The organism is Streptosporangium sp. NPDC087985 (assembly GCF_044741965.1).
GTDB lineage: Bacteria > Actinomycetota > Actinomycetes > Streptosporangiales > Streptosporangiaceae > Streptosporangium.
In genome coordinates this window covers 459,241-482,251 of record NZ_JBIUTQ010000001.1, presented here as the reverse complement: position 1 = coordinate 482,251, position 23,011 = coordinate 459,241, and the positions used below count along the sequence as shown (strand labels likewise).

Annotated in this window: 23 protein-coding genes; 6 read left to right on the top strand and 17 right to left on the bottom strand. The window is 69.7% G+C overall.

What is annotated here, in order from left to right; genetic code table 11:
- Positions 1-4: 4 nt before the first annotated feature.
- Genes ACIN94_RS02385 through ACIN94_RS02355 form a run of 7 tightly spaced genes read right to left on the bottom strand, consistent with a single transcriptional unit; the run spans position 5 to position 7,663 of the window.
- Positions 5-1,510, bottom strand: coding sequence for an oligosaccharide flippase family protein (locus ACIN94_RS02385; RefSeq protein ID WP_400698475.1), 1,506 nt, complete (start codon positions 1,508-1,510; stop codon positions 5-7).
- A 60-nt stretch (positions 1,511-1,570) separates the two neighbouring features.
- Complete coding sequence (locus ACIN94_RS02380) at positions 1,571-2,647, bottom strand: hypothetical protein (protein WP_400698472.1); 1,077 nt, start codon at positions 2,645-2,647, stop codon at positions 1,571-1,573.
- Positions 2,644-3,951: a DUF4910 domain-containing protein gene (locus ACIN94_RS02375; protein ID WP_400698469.1), complete on the bottom strand. Its 1,308-nt coding sequence runs from the start codon at positions 3,949-3,951 to the stop codon at positions 2,644-2,646. The genes ACIN94_RS02380 and ACIN94_RS02375 overlap by 4 nt, the downstream gene beginning before the upstream one ends.
- Positions 3,941-4,984, bottom strand: a complete 1,044-nt coding sequence (locus ACIN94_RS02370; RefSeq protein ID WP_400698466.1) for an NAD-dependent epimerase/dehydratase family protein — start codon at positions 4,982-4,984, stop codon at positions 3,941-3,943. The genes ACIN94_RS02375 and ACIN94_RS02370 overlap by 11 nt, the downstream gene beginning before the upstream one ends.
- Before the next feature lie 5 nt (positions 4,985-4,989).
- Entirely contained in the window at positions 4,990-5,640 is a 651-nt protein-coding gene (locus tag ACIN94_RS02365) for a PIG-L deacetylase family protein (RefSeq protein WP_400698463.1), read from the bottom strand.
- Positions 5,637-6,431 (bottom strand): sugar phosphate nucleotidyltransferase, encoded by a 795-nt coding sequence (locus ACIN94_RS02360; RefSeq protein ID WP_400698460.1) that lies wholly within the window; start codon positions 6,429-6,431, stop codon positions 5,637-5,639. The genes ACIN94_RS02365 and ACIN94_RS02360 overlap by 4 nt, the downstream gene beginning before the upstream one ends.
- The gene (locus ACIN94_RS02355) at positions 6,428-7,663 is read right to left on the bottom strand and encodes a methyltransferase domain-containing protein (RefSeq protein ID WP_400698457.1); all 1,236 of its coding nucleotides are present in this window, start codon (positions 7,661-7,663) and stop codon (positions 6,428-6,430) included. The genes ACIN94_RS02360 and ACIN94_RS02355 overlap by 4 nt, the downstream gene beginning before the upstream one ends.
- Before the next feature lie 131 nt (positions 7,664-7,794).
- Between ACIN94_RS02355 and rfbC the strand changes: the two genes are divergently transcribed.
- Positions 7,795-8,418: a dTDP-4-dehydrorhamnose 3,5-epimerase gene (gene rfbC / locus ACIN94_RS02350; protein WP_400698454.1), complete on the top strand. Its 624-nt coding sequence runs from the start codon at positions 7,795-7,797 to the stop codon at positions 8,416-8,418.
- On the opposite strand, the gene rfbD is transcribed toward rfbC, so the two are convergent.
- The 7 genes from rfbD to ACIN94_RS02315 all read right to left on the bottom strand — a co-directional run bounded on the left by rfbD (position 8,408) and on the right by ACIN94_RS02315 (position 14,974).
- A complete protein-coding gene (gene rfbD / locus ACIN94_RS02345) occupies positions 8,408-9,265 on the bottom strand; it encodes a dTDP-4-dehydrorhamnose reductase (RefSeq protein WP_400698452.1) in 858 nt (285 codons plus the stop codon). The two genes, rfbC and rfbD, sit on opposite strands and share 11 nt — an antisense overlap.
- Positions 9,262-10,221, bottom strand: coding sequence for a dTDP-glucose 4,6-dehydratase (gene rfbB, locus ACIN94_RS02340; RefSeq protein WP_400698449.1), 960 nt, complete (start codon positions 10,219-10,221; stop codon positions 9,262-9,264). The genes rfbD and rfbB overlap by 4 nt, the downstream gene beginning before the upstream one ends.
- On the bottom strand, positions 10,218-11,285 hold the full coding sequence (locus tag ACIN94_RS02335; RefSeq protein WP_400698447.1) for a glucose-1-phosphate thymidylyltransferase: 1,068 nt from the start codon (positions 11,283-11,285) through the stop codon (positions 10,218-10,220). Before ACIN94_RS02335 ends, rfbB begins: the two co-directional genes overlap by 4 nt.
- Positions 11,286-11,287: 2 nt before the next feature.
- Entirely contained in the window at positions 11,288-12,742 is a 1,455-nt protein-coding gene (locus ACIN94_RS02330; protein WP_400698445.1) for a sugar transferase, read from the bottom strand.
- Positions 12,743-12,983: 241 nt separating this feature from the next.
- Positions 12,984-13,334 (bottom strand): hypothetical protein, encoded by a 351-nt coding sequence (locus ACIN94_RS02325; protein WP_400698443.1) that lies wholly within the window; start codon positions 13,332-13,334, stop codon positions 12,984-12,986.
- Positions 13,335-13,481: 147 nt separating this feature from the next.
- On the bottom strand, positions 13,482-14,105 hold the full coding sequence (locus tag ACIN94_RS02320) for a GntR family transcriptional regulator (protein ID WP_400698440.1): 624 nt from the start codon (positions 14,103-14,105) through the stop codon (positions 13,482-13,484).
- Positions 14,102-14,974, bottom strand: coding sequence for a DMT family transporter (locus tag ACIN94_RS02315; RefSeq protein ID WP_400698437.1), 873 nt, complete (start codon positions 14,972-14,974; stop codon positions 14,102-14,104). The genes ACIN94_RS02320 and ACIN94_RS02315 overlap by 4 nt, the downstream gene beginning before the upstream one ends.
- 174 nt (positions 14,975-15,148) lie before the next feature.
- Here ACIN94_RS02315 and ACIN94_RS02310 point away from each other — a divergent pair, with 174 nt between their 5' ends.
- Positions 15,149-17,260: a nitrate- and nitrite sensing domain-containing protein gene (locus tag ACIN94_RS02310; protein WP_400698434.1), complete on the top strand. Its 2,112-nt coding sequence runs from the start codon at positions 15,149-15,151 to the stop codon at positions 17,258-17,260.
- Positions 17,257-17,613 carry a DUF742 domain-containing protein gene (locus ACIN94_RS02305; protein WP_400698432.1) on the top strand — a complete coding sequence of 119 codons (357 nt, stop codon included), beginning with the start codon at positions 17,257-17,259 and terminating at the stop codon, positions 17,611-17,613. The genes ACIN94_RS02310 and ACIN94_RS02305 overlap by 4 nt, the downstream gene beginning before the upstream one ends.
- Positions 17,614-17,641: 28 nt before the next feature.
- On the opposite strand, the gene ACIN94_RS02300 is transcribed toward ACIN94_RS02305, so the two are convergent.
- Entirely contained in the window at positions 17,642-18,133 is a 492-nt protein-coding gene (locus tag ACIN94_RS02300; protein WP_400698429.1) for a GNAT family N-acetyltransferase, read from the bottom strand.
- A gap of 88 nt (positions 18,134-18,221) precedes the next feature.
- Between ACIN94_RS02300 and ACIN94_RS02295 the strand changes: the two genes are divergently transcribed.
- Positions 18,222-18,428 (top strand): GNAT family N-acetyltransferase, encoded by a 207-nt coding sequence (locus tag ACIN94_RS02295; protein WP_400698426.1) that lies wholly within the window; start codon positions 18,222-18,224, stop codon positions 18,426-18,428.
- Here the strand turns inward: ACIN94_RS02295 and lpdA are convergent.
- Positions 18,418-19,818, bottom strand: a complete 1,401-nt coding sequence (gene lpdA / locus ACIN94_RS02290; protein ID WP_400698424.1) for a dihydrolipoyl dehydrogenase — start codon at positions 19,816-19,818, stop codon at positions 18,418-18,420. The two genes, ACIN94_RS02295 and lpdA, sit on opposite strands and share 11 nt — an antisense overlap.
- Positions 19,819-19,996: 178 nt before the next feature.
- Between lpdA and ACIN94_RS02285 the strand changes: the two genes are divergently transcribed.
- Positions 19,997-20,551, top strand: a complete 555-nt coding sequence (locus ACIN94_RS02285) for a helix-turn-helix domain-containing protein (RefSeq protein WP_400698421.1) — start codon at positions 19,997-19,999, stop codon at positions 20,549-20,551.
- Positions 20,548-21,423: an SRPBCC domain-containing protein gene (locus tag ACIN94_RS02280; RefSeq protein ID WP_400698418.1), complete on the top strand. Its 876-nt coding sequence runs from the start codon at positions 20,548-20,550 to the stop codon at positions 21,421-21,423. Before ACIN94_RS02285 ends, ACIN94_RS02280 begins: the two co-directional genes overlap by 4 nt.
- A 50-nt stretch (positions 21,424-21,473) precedes the next feature.
- Here the strand turns inward: ACIN94_RS02280 and ACIN94_RS02275 are convergent, their stop codons facing one another.
- Positions 21,474-22,934, bottom strand: a complete 1,461-nt coding sequence (locus ACIN94_RS02275; protein WP_400698416.1) for an alpha/beta hydrolase family protein — start codon at positions 22,932-22,934, stop codon at positions 21,474-21,476.
- Positions 22,935-23,011 lie beyond the last annotated feature (77 nt).

Here is a 23,011-nt window from a genome sequence, read left to right as displayed (position 1 = left end):
TGGGTCAGCGGGAACGTACGGGGATCAACTCGGTCACCCGGCCGCCCAGTTTCCTGAGTACGGCCTGCGGCACGACGACGAAGATGAAGACGAGCAGTCCCGCGCCGCCCGCCACGCACAGCTGGATCAGCGGAGCGCGGTGGACGACCTGGGCCAGCGTCAGCATGACGATCGCCGCGAGCGCGCCGCCCAGCAACGGGCGGACCAGGGCGGTGGCGATCGGGGCGAGCACCGCTCCCGCCCGGTGGAGGGCCAGCGTCGCCAGCGGCAACGCGACCAGGACGGCGACGACCGCGTGTCCGATCGCCGCACCGCGGATGCCGTCCACCCGCGCGCCGATCATCAATGCGGGGACCAGGACCACCGCCCAGCCCAGGTTGAGCCAGACGGTGGCCTTGGTGGCCCCCATCGCGGCCAGGATGTCGAACGCCAGGGCGGTGAGCATCCGCACCACCATCAGGATCGCCAGGAATCGCAGCACCTCGGCGGAGGGCGCCCAGCGTTCGCCGTACAGGAACACCACCACGGAGGGGGAGAGCGTCCCCAGCAGGACGGCGACCGGCAGCACGATTGATATCAGCAGCGGCACCGCACGCTGCACCCCGAGGGACAGCGACTCCTCGTTCTCCTCTGCCAGCCGGGAGAAGCTGGGCAGCGCCACGTAGCGTACGGCGGTGCCGATGAGGCCGGGAACCCAGCTGGAAATGTTGAAGGCCAGCAGGTAGAAGCCGAGCAGGGTGAGGCCGAGGACGTCGCCGACGATCACGTAGTCGGCGTTCAGCAGCAGCCCCTCGATGCCGAGGCTGACGCACAGCGGCAGCCCGAAAACCAGCAGCTTCCTGGCGATCGCGCGGTCCAGGCCGAACTTGATCCGCACCCTCGCGTAGACGACCACCAGCACCCCGGTGACCACGGCGCCGCAGAGCTGCCCCCAGGCGAAGCTGAAGGCCCCCGCGCCACCGGCGGCGAGCACGATGGACACCGGGGCGTTCACCAGGAAGCCCGCCAGGTTGGCCTTGGTGAGCTTGTCCTGTTCGAACCTGCGCAGCAGCGCCGCGCTGCGCACCGCGGTCAGGCCGTAGACGAGGTTGGTGGCGCTGAGCACCCGGATCACCCAGGTGGCGTCCTCGCTCCCGGACGCCTGCGCGAAGTAGGGAGCGATGACCCAGAACACCCCGTACAGGGCGGTGCTGGACACGATGGCCACGATCGTCGCCGTGGGCGCCATGTCCTCCAGCCTGCCCCGCCACTGCACGGTGGCCGCGATGATGCCGGCGTCGTTGATGTGGATGACGAACTGGCTCGCGGCCATCGCGATGGCGTAGACGCCGAAGTCCTCCGGCACCAGCAGGCGGGCGAGAACCAGGCTCACGGCGAACGACCCGGCCCTCACGGCCAGGTTGCCCAGCACGCTCCAGCGCAGTCCGCGACCGGCCTGGCGGCCGATCTCCCCGACGTGGGAGGCGGCCGCGTCCGGCTGCCCGGGCTCCGCGTCCTGTCTGTCTTCCATCTCTTACCCTTCACAGCCTGCCTGTCGAACCGCCGCCACTGCCTCAGCGCCTCGATCAGGTCAGGTGGGCTCCTCGATCCGTTCCAGCCAGATCTCCCGCCAGAACGGGATGAACTCCCGCGGGCAGCTGACGGTGTACGCGCCCGCGCATACGATGCCCTCCAGGACGATGCACGGGTTCTTCATCTGGAGCATCCGGCCGGTTCTCTCGTCGATGCATCGATCGACCCGTGAGAGCACCCGGGCCGTCTGCCCGCAGTAACGTGACATCTCCTCCTCGAACCCCATGCCTCGGTTGAGCAGGTCCTGGTTGAGGGTTTTGACGATCTCCTCCTTGGACTTGATCCGGACGAGCTCTCCCGGCTGGAGGTCCAGGATGTCGCTCGGCGTCGCGCCGGCGAGCCGGCCCTTGACGAATCCCCACCGCAGGCCTTCCCTGATCCGCAGCCAGCTTGGCAGCGCGTGCCGACTGCGGTCCTGGAAGCGGTTGAAAAGCCCGACGAGAAAGGCCCGGAGGGTGAAGAACATGCCGGCGTTGCCGGTGCGCACGTCCATGACGTACTGCCGGACGTCCTTGAGCGGCAGGCAGGTGGGCGCGGCCCGCAGCAGCTCGGTGGCCTGGCAGGAGAAGCGTTCCTCCCCGTCCGGGCCGAGCTCCTTCCTGGCGGCTCCCTCGACGATCGGCAGGAGGCGGCGGCCCGCCGCGAGGCCGCCCGGACCGGCGGGTGCCGCGAGATCCCGCGCCCCGCCGTCCGCCGCGGCGTCATCCGGGGCGGCGGCCGCCGGAGAGTCACCGGGGTCCGCCCTCTTGAGCCATGCCTCCTTCCAGTAGATCAGGCAGGCTGTCTGGCAGCCGCCGTGCGCCTGTCCGTCACAGCGCGCCCCGGTCAGGTGCACGGCGCGCTCCATCCGCCGCATGCCGGTGTGGCTGATCGTGTCACAGAGCTTGTGCGCCACCTTGTGCACGGTGAGCCGCCGCCCGCAGAAGGCCAGCATCTCCGGCATGAAGGGCAGCTCCTCCAGCTCGCCCTTCTCGTCCAGCGTGGCCATGATCTCGGCCTCGCTGAGCACCTCCACCAGCTCGCCGACCCGGAGGTTGAGCGCCCCGGGATTCACGATGGTCCGGGCCCGTGTCATCTCTGCTGCTCCTTGAGGAGTCCCTCGTCGCACAGGGCCTGTGCCGCATCCGCCACGACGGCGAAGGGCAGGCTGGACCGTTCCGCGATGTCGAGGAGGCGGTGCTCCCCGTCGGAGAGGTTCAGCACCCACAGCATCGCCATCTGAGCCTGTCTGGTGTCACTGCGACCGCCCAGCGATCCGTACAGTCCCCGCCTGCCCAGCTGCGGCTCGCCGTACGGGCTGAGATTGAGGTAACGGCGGTCGCGCTCCAGCACCCGCGTGATCTCCCAGCAGGTCTCCAGGGTGTCCGTCATCGCCTCGGGCGAGACGAAGTCCGGGTTGTCCGCCGAGGTGTGGTACTCGGGGTAGCCGGCGTACGGCGTGCGGGTCAGGGAGCCGACCGGCAGGTTGAACCCGGGCGAGCAGAACTGCCGTTCGTCGTAGCCGTACGGTGAGAAGTCCACGATCTCGTGGTCGCGCCCCGAGGTACGCAGGACGTGCCGTACCGCACGGTCGATCTCCGCGTCCCCGCGCCTGCTGCGCTTGTAGGTCAGCGCGCCGCGGTCTCCCGCGCAGGCCAGCACGAGCCCGTGCTTGATCCTCCCGACACGCTCACGATTACCCGCCAGCCAGGTGATCGCGCCGATGGTGCCCGGCATGAACAGGAAGCGGTAGGTGTACCACGGGTCGGCACCGGCCAGCCGCCGCGCGAGCCGGGTCGCCACGGCGATGCCCGCAAGGTTGTCGTTGGCCAGTGAGGGGTGGCAGACGTGACAGGAGATGAGCACCTCGTCGTGGACCCGGCCTGGCACCACGTGCTCACCATAGGTCAGGTGGCCGTCGGCCAGGGTCGAGTCGATCCGGACCTCGTAGTCACCCTCGGGGAGGTTGGCCAGGGTGTTCTCCCGCAGACAGAAACCCCAGGTCTCCGCGTAGTAGCTGGTCCGGTACGGGATCAGGTCGGGCTGCTCGGGGAGCGTGTGCAGGTGTTCGCGGAGCTCTGCGAGGGGCATCGTCGCCGACACCGGAACGCTGTAGCCGACCACGTGGAGGTTGGACTCGGCGAAGTCGACCACCCGGGCACCCGAGGCGTCCTTGATGTAGGCGTCGCGAATGTTCCATTCCTTGGGCACCGTCCAGTCGAGGACCTCGGTCCCCGTCGGCACCTCGCGGATCCGCAGCGGGACGGACTCCCCGACGATCTCCAGTGTGCGGCGCACCCCGTCGCCGGTGATGCTCCGGCAGAGCGGGTAGAGCCGCTCGACCAGGGCGTGCATCTCCCGTCCCACGGTGTTGTCGGCCGCCATCGGTTCAAGCGTCACCGGCGTCCGCCTCGTGTGGTCGCAGCGCGTCGTCGACGGTGCCCTCCGCGCGGCGGGCCGACAGCCGCGCGAGCCTGGTGAAACGATGCTGGAAGTCCTGCTCGGTAAGGCCGAACCGCCGGTAGGCGTCGACCAGCTCGACCGCGCCGTCCTTGACCGTCCAGCGCGCCTCGTAGCCGGGGAGCGCGGCACGGACGCGGGAGAAGTCCACCCGGTAGGAGCGCGGGTCCGCGCCGGCCTCACCGGTGATCGCCAGCGTGGATCCGGGCACCGCCTCGACGACCTCGGCGGCGATCTCCGCCACGGTCACGTTGTTCCGCTCGGTGCCCACGTTGAACGCCCTGGCGTGCACGGCGTCCCGGGGAGCGGCGATGGCCAGGACGAAGGCGTCCGCGATGTCCTCGGCGTGCACCAGCGGCCGCCACGGGGTGCCGTCGGACAGCACCCGCACCTCGCCGGAGAGCAGTGCGTGCCCGACGAGGTTGTTCAGCACGATGTCCGCGCGCAGCCGCGGGGAGAACCCGAACGCGGTGGCGTTACGCAGGAAGACCGGGGTGAAGTCGCTGTCGGCGAGATCAACCAGATCGTCCTCGACGCGGACCTTGGATTCGGCGTAGGGGGTCACCGGGCGTAGCGGCGCGTCCTCGTCCACCAGGTCGTCGCCACCGGAGGCACCGTAGACCGAGCAGGTGGAGGCGTACAGGAACCGGCGCACGCCCGCATCGCGGGCCAACCGGGCCAGACGCACCGAGGCATGGTGGTTGATGCCGTAGGTCAGGTCCGGTGCCAGCGAGCCAAGCGGGTCGTTGGACAGCGCGGCCAGGTGCACCACGGCGTCCACTCCGGCCAGTACGTCGGCGGTGACGTCCCGCAGGTCGGCTGTGTGGCCGGGCGGGTCGTCGGGCATCGGACCCAGGACACAGTCGGCGAACAGCCCGGAATCCAGGCCGATCACCTCGTGACCCGCCTCGGCGAGCGCCGGGGCCATCACACTTCCCAGATAGCCCTGGTGCCCGGTCAGCAGCACGCGCATCCGGTTCATCCTCCAGCCAGATCGAGAGTCAACTTGTTGATGTGGAACGCCTCCGCGTAGCGCGCGTGGCACTCGATTCCGCGGATGCGGGCCAGTCCGAGGAACGCCTCGCGGTCGTACCAGGGACGGGCCCGTTGTGAGGGGTAGTGCTGCTGGAGCAGGGCCGCCTTCGCCTCGGCCACCTCGGGTGTGAGCGGCTGGTAAACCGACGGCCGCCCAAGGTCGCCGTCCCACTTGACGATCTCGTAGCCGAGCACCTGGTGGTCGCGGAAGGCCGTCGGCACCAGCCGCGCCAGACCTCGGTGGTCCTGGTGGGCGTCCCCGGGATGCGGCGCGAACAGCAGGTCCGGGTCGGTCCGCGCGCGCAGTTCCTCCACGGCGCCCTTCGCCTCGTCCCAGTGTGCGGGCAGCCGCCCGTCGGGTAGCTTCAGCACGGTGAGCCGCAGGTCGGCGCCGGGGCAGAAGGCGGCCAGTGCCGCGTGCTCCTCGTCCTCCCGCTCGGTGCCACCGCCGGAGAGGACCAGCGCGTCCACCCGCGTTCCGGGGCGGGCGGAGCAGACGGTCAGCAGGCTGCCGCCCGCGCCGATCGCAATGTCGTCGCAGTGGGCGGCGAGCAGCGCGATCCGGCCGACCGCGGGCGGCCTGAATCCGATCATGCTGTCCGCACCGCCGGTTCTCTTTCCCACAGGGCCCACGGCCGGTCGCCGCGCGAATAGGCCTCGTCGAGAGCGATCCGCTCCTTGACCGTGTCGGTCGGCCGCCAGTAGCCGCGGTGGGGGTAGGCGAGCATCCTGCCGCGCTTGGCGAGCTCGGCGCAGCCGTCCGCGACGAGGTCGCCACCCGGCGGGATATGGTCGAAGACCTCCTGGCGGAGCACGAAGTAGCCGCCGTTGACCCAGAGCGGCATCTGGCTGACCGGCGTGATCCCGCCGACCATCCCGCTCTCGCCGAGTTCGACGCAGTGGAAGGTGTCCGACGGCGGGACGACCATCATGGAGGCGGCCGCGCCGGACGCGGTGAAGCGATCGATGATCTCCGGCAGCGGCGCGTCGGTGAGCACGTCGGCGTAGTTGGCCAGGAACATCTCCTCACCGTCGAGATGGCGGCGGACCCGGCGCAGCCGCTCGCCGATCGGCGACTCGATGCCGGTCTGCACGAAGGAGATCGACCATTCGGAGATGTCGGTGGACAGCAGCTCGACCTTGCCGTCGTGCAGGACGAAGTCGTTGGAGATGGTCTCCTGGTAGTTCAGGAAGAAGTCCTTGATGTGGTGCGCTCCATAACCGAGGCAGAGGACGAACTCCGTGTGCCCGAAGTGCGCGTAGTAGCGCATCACATGCCAGATGAGCGGCCGGGGACCTACGAGCTGCATGGGCTTGGGCACATCACCGGGGGTTCCGGTGCGCATCCGCGTGCCGTACCCACCGCAGAAGAGGACGACCTTCACGGATTCACCTCCACGATCTCCAGTCTGGGGATGGGGAAGACGAGCCGGCCGCCCCAGGCGTGCACGGAGGACAGCTGGCCGATGAGCTCCTCACGGAGATTCCAGGGCAGGACCAGCACATAGTCGGGCCGGTCCTCGGCGATCCGCTCGGGCGGCAGGATCGGGATCCGCGTGCCGGGGGTGAATCTGCCGTGCTTGTAGGGGTTGCGGTCCACCGTGTAGGCCAGCAGGTCGGGGCGGACACCGCAGTGGTTGAGCAGTGTGTTGCCCTTGCCCGGGGCGCCGTAGCCGACCACCGTCCTGCCCTGCTCGGCGGCCTCGACGAGGAACCTCAGCAGGTCCCGCCGCACCCGGGCCACCCGGGCGGCGAACTCGGTGTATCCGGCCAGCTCGTGCAGGCCCGCCGCCTTCTCCGCGGCGAGCACCTGCCTCACCCGCTCGCCCGGCTCGCCGGCCACCTCCTGCGGTCGCGCCCACAGACGGATCGAGCCGCCGTGGGTCGGCAGCAGCTCGACGTCCACCAGCGTCAGCCCACCGCTCGCCAAGGCACGCTGTGCGGAGGCGACCGTGTAGTACTGGAAGTGCTCGTGGTAGATCGTGTCGTACTGGTTCAGCTCCATGAGCGTGAGCAGGTGCTGCACCTCGATGGAGACCCAGCCGTCGTCGGCCACCAGCGCGCGCAGGCCCTTGGTGAACCCGACGACGTCGGGGATGTGGGCGTAGACGTTGTTGGCCACCACGAGGTCGGCGGGCCCGTGTTCCTGGCGCACCGTGGCGCCGACCTCGGGGCCGAGGAACGCCGTGACCGTCGGGACGCCGCCGTCCCTGGCCGCCTGACCGACGTTCTTCGACGGCTCGACACCCAGGCACCGGATCCCCCGGTCGACCACGTGCCGCAGCAGGTATCCGTCGTTGCTGGCCACCTCGACCACGAACGAATCCCCGCCCAGCCCCAGCCGGTCGACCGCCCCGTCCACGAACTCCCGCGCGTGCTCCACCCACGAGGTCGAGTAGGACGAGAAGTAGGCGTACTCGGTGAAGGTGTCCTCCGGCGTGATCAACGGCGGGATCTGCGCCAGCCAGCAGCCGGTGCACACCCTCAGGTGCAGAGGGTAGGTGACCTCGGGCTCGTCGAGCTGCCCGGCGGTGAGGAACCGCTCGCAGGGGGGTGTCGCTCCGAGGTCGACGACGCTGGCAAGACTCGTCGATCCGCACAGCCGGCAGGTTGTCATGAATACGCTCCCTCGCCGCGGAACGCGGCTCGACCGGTCTCTCTCAAGATCATTTCAGTGAGCGCGGACCCTAGGATTTCGCGCGATTCTTCGGCGGCGTTACACCGGACCGCTGTGGCATGCTTCGGCCCATGGAACCTCTCAGCATCGACGGAGCCTGGTGCCACACGCCCCGCGTCCACACCGATCCCCGCGGCGTATTCCTGGAGAGCTACCGCTCCGCCGACCTGGAGGAATCCATCGGGCACCGGCTGGATCTCGCCCAGGTCAACTGCTCGGTCTCCGGCCGAGGCGTCCTGCGTGGCGTCCACTTCGCTGATGTCCCTCCCGGTCAGGCCAAATACGTCACCTGCGTCTCCGGGTCCGTCCTCGATGTCGTCGTGGACATCCGCGTCGGCTCGCCCACCTTCGGCCGGTGGGAGAGCGTGCGCCTGGACGACGAGTCCCGGCGCGGTCTCTACATCGCCGAAGGGCTCGGCCACGCGTTCATGGCGCTCAGCGAGCAGGCCACGATCGTCTACCTGTGCTCGCAGCCCTACGCCCCCGGCCGCGAGCACGGGATCCACCCCCTCGACCCGGCCGTCGGGATCGGCTGGCCGACCGGCCTGGAGCCGCTCCTGTCGGACAAGGACGCCGCGGCGCCCACTCTCAGGGAGGCCCTGGAGGCCGGGCTGCTGCCGGACCACCGCGCGTGCGCGGCCCACTACGACGGCCTCGCCGCATCCGCCCGGGACCTCACCGCGCCTAGCCACTGACGAGCACCTCGGACTCTCGCAGCGCCTCTCGCCAGTCCCGCATCGGCGGCAACCCCGCCCGGCTCCAGCGCTGGTGCCCCAGCACGCTGTAGGCCGGCCGCGGCGCGGGGCGCGCGAACTCCTTGGTGGAGACCGGGGTGATCCGGCCGGGGTCCGCGCCGACCAGTTTGAAGATCTCCCTCGCGAAGCCGTACCAGCTCGTCTGGCCGGAGTTGGTGGCGTGGTAGATCCCCGGCGGAGGTCCGGTATGCCCCAGCTCGACGATCCCTCCGGCCAGGTCCCCGACCCAGGTGGGCGGCCCGATCTGATCGTCGACGACGTCCAGGACCGGTCTGCTCCTTTCGAGGCCGGCTATCGTGCGGACGAAGTTCTTGCCGGTCGCGCCGTACAGCCAGGCGGTCCGCACGACGTAGCCGGTCTCGGGGAGCGTCTCCAGCACGGCGAGCTCGCCGGCGAGCTTGGTGCGCCCGTAGGCGTTGACCGGGGAGGGCGGCGCGTCCTCGGGATAGGGGTCCAGCGCGGTCCCGTCGAAGACGTAGTCCGTGGAGGGCTGGATCATCCTCGCGCCGAGACGCCCGCACGCCTCGGCCAGCGTCCGCACCCCGTGCCCGTTGACCGCGAGCGCCTCGGCTTCGCGCGTCTCGGCGTCGTCCACCGCGGTCCAGGCCGCGCAGTTGACCACGATGTCCGGCCGGCAGGCCGACACCAGATGACGGACGGCGGCCCCGTCACGGAGGTCGAGCTCATCCCTGCACAGGGCGAGGACGGGCTCCCCCACCGATTTCAGGCGGCCGAGCAGCTCGGTGGCGAGCATGCCGGAGGCGCCGGTGACCAACCACCGGCTCATGCGATCTCCCCGTCCCGCCGGGCCGTGGCCGCCTCCCACCAGTCCGAGTTGTCGGCGTACCAGCGGACCGTGTCCGCCAGGCCCTGCTCGAACGGGATCTCCGGCCGGTAGCCGAGGGCGCGCAGCCGGGAGTCGTCCAGGGAGTAGCGGCGGTCGTGCCCCTTACGGTCCTCGACGTACTCGACCATGTCCCAGCCGGCGCCGCAGGCCGCCAGCAGCCGGGCGGTGAGCTCGGTGTTGGTCAGCTCCGCCGTACCGCCGATGTGGTAGACCTCCCCGGGCTCGCCCCGCTCGGCGACGAGCCGGATACCGGCGCAGTGGTCGTCGACGTGGATCCAGTCCCTGACGTTGCCGCCGTCGCCGTAGAGCGGGACCTTGCGCCCCCGGAGAAGGTTGGTGACGAAGAACGGGATCACCTTCTCCGGATACTGACGGGGTCCGTAGTTGTTGCCGCATCGGGTGATGGAGACCGGCAGGCCGTGGGTGACCGCGTAGGCGAGGGCGATCATGTCACCACCCGCCTTGGCCGCGGAGTACGGCGAGCGCGGCCGTATCGGCGCGTCCTCCTTCCAGGAGCCGGCGTCGATCGACCCGTAGACCTCGTCGGTGGACACCTGCACCACCCGCGGGGTGCCCGCGTCAAGACACGCCTGCATCAGGGTCTGCGTGCCGAGCACGTTGGTCCGCACGAACTCCCCGGCGCCGTCGATGGACCGGTCGACGTGGGACTCGGCCGCGAAGTTGACGACGACGTCGTGGCCGGGAACCACCTCGGCCAGGAGCCTGGCGTCGCAGATGTCACCGTGCACGAGGTCGTGGTCCGTGCCCTCCAGGTTCGCCGGGTTGCCGGCGTAGGTGAGCTTGTCGAGAACGGTCACGGCGGTGTCACCCGCGCCGAGCATGCGGACGTAGTGGGAGCCGATGAATCCGGCCCCACCGATGACCAAGACCTTCATGAGCTGATCTGGACCTTGCTGTGATCGCCCAGCACGAGGCGGTGGGCTCGGGGGGTGGTGGGGGCGGGGGTGACCTCGACATCGTGGCCGATGAGCGAGGCCTCGATCCGGGACACCCCGGAGATCGAGGACCGGGGCAGCACGATCGAGTATTCGATCTCGCTGGCGCTGATCACGCAGTCGGCCGCGATGGAGGTGAAGGGGCCGACGTAGCTGTCCAGGACCCGGGCCCCGGCGCCGATGATCACCGGGCCGACGATGCGGGAGCGCTCGACCACGGCGCCCGGCTCGACGACCACCCTGCCGATCAGCTCGCTGGCACCGTCCACCCGGCCGCTGACACGGCCGTCCAGGGACTCCAGGACCAGCCGGTTGACCTCAAGCATGTCGGTGACGTTCCCGGTGTCCTTCCAGTAGCCGGAGATGACGGTGGACTCGACCTCGTGCCCCTCCTTGATCAGCCACTGGATCGCGTCGGTGATCTCCAGCTCGCCCCGCCATGACGGCTTGAGCTCGGCCACCGCCTCGTGGATGACGGGGGTGAACAGGTAGACGCCGACGAGCGCGAGGTCGCTCTTGGGATCGGCGGGCTTCTCCTCCAGCCCGACCACGCGGCCTCCGGCGTCGAGCTCCGCGACGCCGAACTGCCGGGGATCACCGACCTGGGTGAGCATGATCTGGGCGGACGGCCGGTCACGGGCGAACCGGTCGACGATGTCGCGTATACCGCCGACGATGAAGTTGTCGCCGAGATACATGACGAAGTCGTCGTCGCCCAGGTAGTCGCGGGCGATCAGCACCGCGTGGGCGAGGCCGAGCGGGGCGTGCTGACGGAGGTAGGTCACCCGCAGGCCCAGCGCGGAGCCGTCACCGACGGCCGCCTCGATCTCGGCCTGCGTGTCGCCCACGACGATCGCGATCTCCCGGATCCCGGCGGCGGCGATGGCCTCAAGCCCGTAGAAGAGCACGGGCTTGTTGGCCACCGGGACGAGCTGCTTCGCGGAGGTGTGGGTGATCGGCCTCAGCCGGGTGCCCGATCCCCCCGCGAGCACGAGTGCTTTCACGGCTAGTAGGCCCCTTCTCCGCCGGTGACCGCGCTCCAGGTTTTCCAGAGGATCTGCAGATCCAGCAGGAGCGACCAGTTCTCGACGTAGCGCAGGTCCAGGCGGACCGACTCCTCCCAGGTCAGGTCGGAGCGGCCGCTGACCTGCCACAGGCCGGTCATGCCTGGTCTGACGACCAGACGTCGGCGCACGTCCTCGCCGTACTGTCTGACTTCCTCGGGCAGCGGTGGCCTCGGCCCGACGAGCGACATCTCCCCGCGGAGCACGTTGAGCAGCTGCGGCAGCTCGTCGAGGGAGTAGCGGCGGAGGAAAGCGCCGACCCGGGTGATTCTTGGATCGTTCCTCATCTTGAAGAGGACTCCGTCGAACTCGTTGTGCCGCTGCAGGTCGACCTTGAGCCGTTCCGCGTCGTCGACCATGGTGCGGAACTTCACGACCTTGAACTCCCTGCCGCCCTTACCCACCCTGATCTGCCGGAACAGTGCGGGACCCGGGCTGGTCACGCGGATCAGCACGGTGACGCCCAGCATGGGCACGGCCAGCACCAGCAGGGCCAGTCCCGCGCCGACCCGGTCGAACAGGCTCTTGGCGAGATGCTTGGCACCGTCGAACGCGGGATGCTCGACATGGAGCAGCGGCATTCCGGCCACCGGGCGGATGCTGATGCGCGGACCGGCCACGTCCATGAGCGCGGGCGCGACAAACAGGTCGGTGCGGGCGTCCTCCAGCCCCCAGGCGATCCGGCGCAGTGCCGCGCCGTCCAGCTCGGGGCAGGCCAGCACGGCGACGGCGTCGGCGTTGACCTCGGTCACCACGTCGGCGACATCGGCGAAGCCCCCGAGCACCGGGATCCCGTCGACGTCGAAGGTCTCGGATCCCACCGGCAGGCATGCCGCGACCACCGACATGCCGTGGTGCGGTTGCCGTCGGAGCTGCATCACCAGATCCAGCACCGACTCCCGGTGCCCGACGGCGACCACCTGGCGCATGTACTCGCCCAGAGATCGACGCCGGTGCAGCCGCTTGCGCATCCGGTATCGGAAAACAACCGTGAGCATGAGGGCCAGCGGGAACATCGCCATCACAAAACTACGAGCAATGGTGGTTTGTGTGGCATATGCCCCGATCGCGACAGCAGCCGTCAGACCGACCCCTCCGTCGAAAACCGCCCGAAACTCCTCCGTCCCCTCTCCGTGGGCGCGCTTACGGTAAGCACCTCCCACCGCCAGCGAGAACGGCCATGCCAGGGCGAGAGCAAGCCCCAGCAGCGCCTCCGTTCCCGGAATGTAGGCACCGGACCAGAGCCGGACTCCCAGAACCGACTCACATGCGACCACCGCACACCCAAGGTCTCCTGCCATCAGGATCCGCACGTAGGAACGTGTCCAGATGCTCGGAGCGGTGCGTACCGAACTGTTGAGGAGCGCGATTGCGGGCCCCTCTGTCCCCACCCTCATACCACCCCACCCAGACGCCCCAGCGTTATCAGGTAATGGGACGTTCACCGCGTTTCAATGGTTTACAGCTTTCGCCGATGTATCAGGAACGTGGATACCCATGGAAATCCTAGTGATCAATATTGACAAGGGGAATAGCAGCCCATAGCCCATCACTGGCCAAAATGGGTCATACGTACCATCTTGACGGAACGGTCCAAACATGTATATTGATCGACCGTATTAGCCGGACAAATAATGATCAGTCGTAATCGAAATCCGGCAGGGTCGAGGGGGGCTCGGGACTGCGCCAGACGACGACGTAGTCGTCGCGGGTGGCGCCCACCGCCTCCCCGAGCCGGTCGAGGTCGAAGTCCGGAAGATGGCGGAGGCGGGCGAGGAAGGTGGTGTCGGTGGCCGACCTGGGTACCACACACCCCTGACCTCGACGATCAAGAAGTATGTACAAGATGTCCGAATCCGGGTCGCCCGCTACTCGCACCTCGATGACGTCCTCCCACGCGAGGGCGTCAACGCTGCCGTCCGCGTAGTGGCGGGTCACGCCTTCTTCGGTGACATAAACGTAGGAGTCCGGCATTGAATTGCCGTTCATGGCCGCGATTGTGACGACTTCAAGGCGTTGGGTGCAAGAGAAGCGCACAAGTCCGGCCACCGACGCCGTCCCCCGATCACCACGCGACCGCCGCCTGATCGGGGACCCCTGGGACCTCATACGGCCGCCCCGCCCCACGGGAGACCTTCAGTCCGTGCCCCAGCCGTGGTCCAGGTGGGCGGCGACGGCCTGCCTGGCCGCCTCCACCGGTCCCCTGCCGAGCGCGTCGAGCAGGTCCCGGTGCTCGGCGACCAGCACGTCCCGGTCGGTGTAGACGGTCCGCAGCCGCACCAGGCCGAGACGGGTCTCGGCGGCCAGCATGGCGTAGAGCCGCTCCAGCCGGGGACTGCCCACCGCGACGATGAGCGCCTGGTGAAGCGCCATGTGCTCGGCCACCGCGTCGGACCAGGGGGCGTCTCCGGGCAGCGCGGCCATCCGCGCCAGCGCCTCGTCGGCCTCCTCGACCCGCCGCCCGGCCAGGGCGGTGGCCATGAGGTCCTCCAGCGGGCGCCGCACGAACATGAGGTCGTCCAGATCGGCCGGAGTCACCTCCACCACCTGGGCGCTGCGGTGCCGTTCGCGCCGGAGCAGGCCTTCGTTCACGAGTACGGCCAGCGCCTCCCGCACGGTCGGCCGGGCCACGCCGTACTGGGCGGAGAGCTCCTGTTCCGGCAGCGGGGTGCCCGGGGCCATCTCGCCGGAGAGCACCCGGCGGCGCAGGGCGTCGGCGAGGGCGTTGACGGCGGAGAGAGGGCGGAGCGGAGTGGTCACGCCGACGACTCTATTGCCGTGGCTCCGGCCCGGCGGCTCCGGCGCCGTCCGGGGAGGGCCACCACCGCCAGGCCAGCGCCGAGCAGTGCCAGTCCCGCGATCGAGGTGGGCGTGAGCAGTTCGCCGAGCACGACGACACCGAGCAGGGCGGCGACCGCGGGCTCGGCCAGGGCGAGGGTGGCGGCGGTCGCGACGGGGGTGGTGCGCAGGCCCCTGCCGTACAGGATGTAGGCCAGCGCGGTGGTGGCGCAGCCAAGGTAGAGGGCGGTGAGCAGGCCGCGCGGGTCGGCGATCCAGCCGGTGCCCGTCCACAGCAGGACAGGGAGCATCACGACCCCGGCCCCACCGAACATCGCGCCCATCACCACGTCGGAGGGGGCCCCCGCACCGATCATCCGGGCCGCCGTCACCGCGTAGAACGCGTAGAGCAGGCCGCCGAGCAGCGCGAGCAGGATCCCGTCCAGCCGTGCCTCACCACCCCCTCCGGTGAGCACGGCGCAGCCCGCGATCGCCGCCGCGGTCGCCCCCGCCCAGCGCCGGGTGGGCGGCACCCGGTCGAGCAGCCAGGACAGCAGGCCGGTGAAGACAGGACCGCTGCCGATGGCGACCACGGTGCCGATGGCCACGCCGGTCCGGCTGACCGAGGCGAAGAAACAGAGCTGGTAGGCGGCCACGGCCACCGCGGCCGGCAGGAGCAGGCCCCGGCGCGGCAGGGAACGGATGGCCGGCCCGGCGGCGACCGCGATCACCAGGCCGCCGATCACCAGACGGGCGGCGGCCAGGGAGACGGGATCGACACCGGCGACGAGCAGTCCGGCGGTGCCGGCGGTGCCCCAGAGCACGGCGGCACCGACGACGGCGACCTTCATAGGCTCGATTGTCTGACAACCAGACAATCGAAGTCAAGCGGTCACCTGCACCGAGGCCCTCTCCTCCCGGTGGGTGCCCCCACGGGGAGAGGTGCCCGGAGATGCACCGCTCCGCAGTTACCCAAAAGCTATAAATCGTTTCTTGATATGAATCACCCACACCTATAGTCGCCGATGTCCTATGTTGCTAGGGTTTCGCCACTGTTAACGCACGTATCCGTAGTGCGAGGTACGATGGCCGGCCGCAGACACGCGATCAGGGTAAAAATCTTTACCCTCCTACTAGTACCGGTTGTCTCTCTTGTAGCAATTTGGGCATTTGCGGCGATTCTGACATTTCAGAGTGGAAAAGAGCTGCTCCGAGCCCGCGATGGGTACGAGCACGGCATCGTTCCCACCCGGGCGCTGACCACCGCCCTCCAGCACGAGCGGCTGCTCTCCCTGTCCGTCCTGGGCGACCCCACGGGCCCGCGGGCCGGACTCGACGCCCAGCGGATCCGGACGGACATCGCGCACGCGGAACTGAGACGGATGGCCCCCCTGCTCCAGAGGGACATGACGCCACCCGTGTGGAACCGCGTGCTCCAGCTCATGTCCGCGATGGACCGCCTCACCGAGACACGGAGCGGGGTGGACACCCGCACCGCCGACCGGATACAGACCCTCGACGGCTACAGCACGATGATCAGTGCGGCCTTCGATGTCTACGACAAGATCCCGACGTCTTCGGACAACGACCAGAACGACCAGACCCGCGCCGTCGTCCTGGTGGGACGGAGCCGGGAGATGCTCAGCCGGCAGGCCGCGCTGATCGCCGGCGCCGTGGCCGAGGGCGGCATGAGTGTGGCGGAACGCACCAGGTTCAGCGAGCTCGTCACCGGCCGCGGGCTGCTCTACTCCCTGGGGTTCAGCCTGTTCGACGAGGAGTTCCAGGGGCTCTACCGGGACCTGCAGGACTCCGCCGCCTACGACTCGTTCGAACGGATCGAGGACATCGTCGCCACGGTGGCCAGGCCGGACCCCTCCTGGGCGACGGTCACGGCGAGCCTCTCCGACACCTTCGACAGACTCGGCGGAGACGTCAGCAAGCGCATCGCCGAACGGTCCGAGGCACTCGCCACCGGAATCCTGATCCGGATCGGCGTCGCCGGCGGCCTGGGCCTGCTCGCGGTCGGGATGTCCATCTTCATCTCGGTAAGGTTCGGCCGCCGGATGAACGCCGAGCTCGTCGGCCTGGAGCGGGCGGCCCTCCGCCTGGCGAACGAACGGCTGCCGGACGTCGTCGAACGGCTCGGCCGGGGTGAGGACGTCTGCTCCGAGGCCGAGGAGCTGAACTACGGCACCACCACCGAGGTCGTCAACGTCGGCAGGGCGTTCACCTCCGTCCAGCGGACCGCCGTCGAGGCTGCCGCCGGTCAGGCTCAGCTGCGCAGGAGCGTCAACAAGGTCTTCGTGAACCTGGCCAGGCGCAGCCAGTCGCTCCTGCACCGGCAGCTCGCCATGCTGGAGGCGATGGAACAGCGGGCCAGTGACCCGGAGACCCTCGACGACCTGTTCGGCCTGGACCACCTGACCACCCGCATGCGCCGCCACTCCGAAGGTCTGATCATCCTGTCCGGCGCGGTCCCCGGCCGGGGCTGGCGGGTACCCGTCACGATCTACGACGTGGTCCGCGCCGCCGTCGAGGAGATCGAGGACTACCAGCGCGTGACGGTGACCGTGGCACAGGGCCCCCGCCTGGTCGGCACGGTCGTGACCGACGTGATCCACCTCGTGGCCGAACTGGTGGAGAACGCCGCCCTGTTCTCACCCCCGCACACCATGGTGAGCGTCCGCGGCGAGATGGTGGCCAGGGGCTACGTCATCGAGGTGGAGGACCGCGGGCTCGGCATCGCTCCGGCCGAGATGTCCCGGCTCAACGAGCGGCTGGCCGGCCCCCCGGAGCTCGACCTGGTCGGCAGCGACCGGCTCGGCCTGTTCGTCGTGACGCAGCTCGCCGCCCGGCACGGTATCCGCGTGTCGCTGCGTCCGTCCCCCTTCGGCGGCGTCACGGCGATCGTGCACCTGCCGGGCGAGCTGGTGGTCGAGGCGGCCGAATCCCCGATCACCTACTCGGCCGAGGTCGAGTGGATCGCCACCGGCAGCGGTCTTCCCAGACGTGTACGGCAGGCCGCGCCCGGACGGCCGGCCGTACCGGCCGAGGCGCCGCAGTCGATCCCGGGCAGTGTGATGACGTCGTTCCGCGAGGGATGGCGCCGCGCGGAGCAGGAAAGCGAGGAGGAGTGACCGAACGCTGGCTCGACCAGGACGCCGGACCCATCGTCCGCCCCTACACGCTCACCGGTGGCCGGACCCGGGCCACCGGAGCCCCGTTCGATCTGATCGCCCGCGTGGTGGCGGTCATGATCCCGCCGCAGGACCTGCCGCCCGAACACTCACTGATCATGAATGCCTGCCGCGTGCCGGTCTCGGTCGCCGAGCTGGCCACGGAGACCGGCATACCGGTCGGGGTGCTCCGGGTTCTCCTCGGCGACCTGAAGGGGTCCGGCCTGATCGCCGTGTGGCTCCCCGCGACCGCCGTCGCGTTCCCCCAGGAGAGCGTGCTCCGCGACGTACTCGCAGGGCTCAAGGCACTCTGACCCGCCTCCCGGGATTCCACCCGGCGGGTCAGTCGGTGGCCAGGCGGGCGTGCCGCTCCACGTCGTGCCGGACGCCTCCGTAGCTCAGCTTGGCCCGCTCGACTCCCTCGACCGGGAACCCGGCCCTGGTCGCCACCGCGCAGGAGGCCGGATTGTCGAGCCGGTGCCCCAGTTCGAGACGGAACAGTCCCCGCTCCCGGAACGCCCAGTCCGCCAGCCGCCGTACCGCGGCCACGGCGACCCCGCGCCCCCTGGCGTGCGGTGACGTCCAGTAGGACACCCAGCCGGTGTCATGCGCGTCGATGTTGCTCACCGCGACGTTCCCCACCACCTGACCGCCCACCACGACGGCGAAGGCCTGGGCATCCTCCCGGAACCCCCACACCCCCATCCACTCCAGCGCCGCCTCCCGCGTGTCGATCCGCCGCGCCGCCTCCCGCGCCATGTCCGGCGAGCCGAACGCGTCGAGCAGGACCGGCGCGTCTTCGGGCCGCCAGCCCCGCAGTTCCACCTCGATCATGCCGTGCAGGCTAGTGCCGCGGCCGGAGGCCCGGGAAGACCGGCGACACCGTCAGAGGGAACCCACCCTGCCCGGAAAATCTTGACTGATGAACGCCTTCCTCGACGCACTGCACCGCAAGGGGGTACGGGCCGTGCACCTCGGCATGGTCACCACCAACACCCCGGCCCGGGCCTTCTACGACCGCCTCGGTTTCCACGAGATCCCGGTCGCCGATCCCGGCCCCCTCACCTACCTCGGCCGGGGAACGGACCGTACGGCGGAGCCCACCGGGCGGAGCGGCCTCAAAAGTTGATCATGTGGCCCGCCAGGCCGTGGATCGCCTCCTTCACCGCCTCGCCGAGCGTGGGGTGGGCGTGCACGTTACGTGACATCTCATGGACGGTCAGATCCCACTGCTGGGCCAGCGTCAGCTCGGGCAGCAGCTCGGTGACCTCGGGCCCGATCAGGTGGGCGCCGATCAGCTCTCCGTGCTCGCCGTCGCTGAGGAGCTTGACGAACCCGGTGACGTCGCCCAGGCCGTGGGCCTTGCCGTTGGCGGTGAACGGGAACTTGGCCACCTTCACGTCGTAGCCCAGCTCGTGGGCCTGCGCCTCGGTGAAGCCGAAGCTCGCGATCTGGGGCTGGCAGTACGTCGCCCGCGGGATCATCACGTAGTCGAGCTCCATCGTCTCCGCGCCCGCGATGGTCTCCGCGGCGATGATCCCCATGGACTCGGCCGCGTGCGCGAGCATCAGCTTGGCGGTCACGTCGCCGATGGCGAAGATGTGCGGCACGCTCGTACGGCCCCGGCCGTCGATGCCGATGGCGCCACGGTCGGTCAGGGCCACCCCGGTGCGCTCCAGGCCGTACCCCTCCACCCGGGGCTGGAAGCCGATCGCCTGCAGCACCTTGTCGGCCTCGAGAACCTGCTGCCGCCCCTCGCGCGAGACCGTCACCCGCACCCTGTCGCCGGAGTCGTCGATGGACTCCACGCGCGTGGAGGTCAGCACCTCGATGCCGAGCCGCTTGTAGCGCCGCGCCAGCTCGGCCGAGACCTCCTCGTCCTCCAGGGGGACGATGCGGTCGAGGAACTCCACGATCGTCACCTTGACGCCGTAGTTGTGCAGCACGTAGGCGAACTCGACCCCGATCGCGCCCGCCCCCGCGATGACGATGCTGTCGGGGAGTTCCTCGCTCAGGATCTGCTCCTCGTACGTCACGACCCGCTCCGTCACCGAGGTCCCCGGCAGCAGCTTCGTGGTCGCGCCCGCCGCGATGACGCAGTGGCCGAACGTCACCGTCTCCGTGCCACCGTCCCCGCGGGCCACCTCCAGGGTGTTGGCGTCGACGAAGGTGCCGCGGCCGTCGTACTCGGTGATGCCGTTCTTCTTCATCAGGTAGTGCACGCCCTTGACGCGCCCGTCGGCGACCTTGCGGCTGCGCCTGAAGGCCTCGCCGTAGTCGAAGGTGACCTTGCCCTCGACGCGGATGCCGAACGTCTTGGCCTCGTGCGTGAACAGGTGGGCGAGTTCGGCGTTGCGCAGCAGCGCCTTCGAGGGGATGCATCCCACGTTGAGGCAGACGCCACCCCAGTACCGTTCCTCGATGATCGCGGTGCTGAGTCCCAGCTGTGCGGCGCGGATGGCGGCCACGTATCCGCCCGGCCCCGCTCCGAGGACAACGACATCGTAATGAGTGCTCATATTCGGACCATAGTCAACGGCCTCCTCCCGGACGAGAAGGCGGTCCGGACTACCGTGCCGCCGGGGAGGAACGCCGGGATCCCTACCGGCCGGGCCGCGGTCCGCACCGGCTGCTCTCCATCTGAGGGCCGACGCCCTATTGACAAAACTATCTTGTACATAAAAAATTGCTTTTGCGATGAGAGACGTTCTGTATCTGGAAGAGATCGAGCAGGCCGAAGCCCTGCTCAAGCCACAGCGCATCGAGGTGCTGCGGCAACTCGCCGAGCCGCGCTCGTGCACAGAGGTGGCAGCCCGGCTCGGCCAGACCTCCCAGCGGGTCTACTACCACGTGAAACGCCTGGTGGACGCGGGTCTGGTGGACCAGGTGTCGGAACGCAAGGTGCGGGGCATCCACGAGGGCGTCTACCAGGCGAGCGCCCGCGCCTACTGGATGTCGCCCCGCCTCGTCGGCCGGCTCGGCCTGCGCAAGACGCAGGACGAGATGAGCCTCGGCTACCTGCTCGACCTTATGGAGGAGGTCCAGGCCGACATCGCCGCACTCGACCGGACAGCGCCCGAACTGCCCTCGGTGGGCGTGTCCGGCGAGATCCACGTGTCACCGGAACGCCGTCAGGAGTTCCTCAACGAGCTCCAGACCGTGCTGCAGGACCTTTTCACCCGCTACGGCGGCACCGATGGTGACGCTTTCAAGCTCGCCGTGGCCTGCTACCCCAAGGGAGAGAACCCATGAGTGAACCGATGAAGCTCCGTGTCCGCCTGGCCGCACCGATCAAGGCTGTCCACCACGCCCTGACCGACGCCGTCTCGTTGCGCGCCTGGCTCGCCGAGCACGCCGAGGTCGGCCTGCCGCACCGCTACGCGTTCTGGGGCCGCGACACGCCCGAGGGGGACGCTCCCCACCAGTGTCCGCTGCACGTCGACGACCGGACGCTGCGCTTCTCCTGGCTGCTGGACGGCGAGGACACCACGGTTGAGATCCGTCTTGAGGAGGAGGGCCCGGACTCGACCGTCCTGACGCTGTCGCAGACCCACTTCGACTACCAAGAAATGATCACCGGCAGCAGTATCCGCGGCGTGCTGCAGACGTACTGGTCGCTGGCGATCGCCAACCTGGCCGACCATCTCGAGGACCGCGAGCTCACCCTCAGGCCCGACCTCACCTCTCCGGACCTGAAGGGGCAGTTCGTCATCGACGCCTCGCCCGAGGCGGTGTTCGACTCACTCGTCGACTCGGAGAAGGTCAGCCGGTGGTTCAACTTCCCCGTCGGGATCGAACCGCACGTCGGCGGGCGCTACGCCATAGGCGGCTTCGACGCGGGGCCCGCCGCGAAGATCATCGACCTGGACCCCGGCCACACGATGACCGTCGACTGGGGCGACTCCGGCGTCACCACCTGGGAGCTGGAGGACTCCGGCGGCAGGACGAGGCTCACCTTCGTGCAGAGCGGGTTCGACACCGGGCGGCCGCCCTACGCGGCGTGGATGGGCTGGCTCAGCGGCTTTGCCGAGCTGCGCCGCTTCCACGAGCTGGACGACTGGCGCTCGATCTGGCTCGACGCCGACGCATCCGGCACGCCGGACGAGGTCGCGGCGGCCGAGTGACCGAGGGCGCCGCCGCCGGGTGAGCTCTTCGCCTTCCGGGCCCCATCTGTTCAGGGAAGCAGCAGGCCCCAGTAGAGAGCCCAGGGGACGAAGACCACCCCGCCGGCGAGCAGGAGGCCGAGCCGTACCCGCTCACCCGGTGACACCGGGCCGCGGGTACGGCGCCAGGCCAGTGCGGTGAGAGCGGTGGCGGCCACGGTGGCCACCGCGAGGGCCTGCAGCGCCAGCCAGATCAGCGGGCGACCGGCCAGCACGGGGCCGGGAGTGGCCAGCTTGACTCCGGTCATCAGCAGGTAGAAGAGGTAGGACAGCGACCCGAGGACCACCGCGATCCCTCCGGCGCTGAGCAGCCGCGCGGCCCCGGTCACCGGGGGTCGCGAGCCGCCGCGGAGGCGCCGCGCCAGCGCGACCACCGGATAGGCGGCGAACGCGACCAGGAACAACAGCACCATCACGAGCTGGAGGAACGCCGACTCCCACCAGGCCGGGGGATCCATCGGCACGGTCGGCGCGTCCTGCACGGGGGCGGGGCCGGAGGTCTGGGCCGTGGGGAGCCTGCCCGCCGTGACGTCTCCGACCCAGGTGCCGACCAGGTCGGCGTAGCCGGGGGCAAGCTCGGGAAGCCGGGTGACGCCTCTGTCGGGGGTCCGGTGGGCGGCGTGGTCGGCGTCGGGGAAGAAGTGGAACGTGTAGTGCCTGTTGCCGCCCTTCTCCAGTGCCCCGGCGAACGCCGGCGGGCTCTCCTCGGGTGGGGTCAGCAGGTCGTGGGTGCCCCAGATGCCGAGCACCGGCTGACGTACCGCGGCGATGGTCGGCCCGGGGTCGTAGTAGGGCTCGGGGAACATGCCACCGTCGGCGATCGTCCGGTACATGGCGGGCACGGCCCGGTCGACGAGCGGGCCCGCCACCCCAGCCTTGCGCAGCCCAGCCGCCACGGCCCAGGTCTGCTGCCGCAGCGGCGGCAGACCGTTGGCGCCGACGAGCACCACGAAGGCGATGTCCTTCGAGCGGGCCGCCGCGATCGGGGCCACCCAGCCGCCCTCGCTGAACCCCCAGATGCCGACCTTCGCCGGGTCGACGCCCGGCTGGGAACGGAGCGCGGCCACGGCGCCGAGCGCGTCGTCGGCGAGCTGCGTGTAGGACCGCTGGAACAGCGAGTAGCCCTCTGACCGCTTGTCGTAGACCAGGACGGCCAAGCCCCGGCGGGCGAACTCGACGGCCTCGCCCATCAGCTTCGTGCGGGGCGTGCCCGTGCCCGCGCCGTGCACCAGGACCATGCCCGGCCGGGCGGATCTCCCCTGTGCGGGGGAGAGGACCGTGCCGTGCAGGGTGAGGCCTCCGCTGCCGCGGAAGCTCACCTCCGTCGCACGCAGATCGGAGGGTACGGCAGGCGGGGTCGTGGCTGCCGCGGCCACGTCGGAGGGTACAGCGGGTGGGGTCGTGGCTGCCGCGGCCGCGGGGGCGGCGAGCAGGCAGAGGGCGACGGCCAGTGCCGGGAGGATTCGTCTCACATGCCAAAAGTAGTCTGCAGAGACTTCTCGGCATAGAGTTGTCTGCAGATATCGTTCTGCAGGACTAGGCTGTTCAT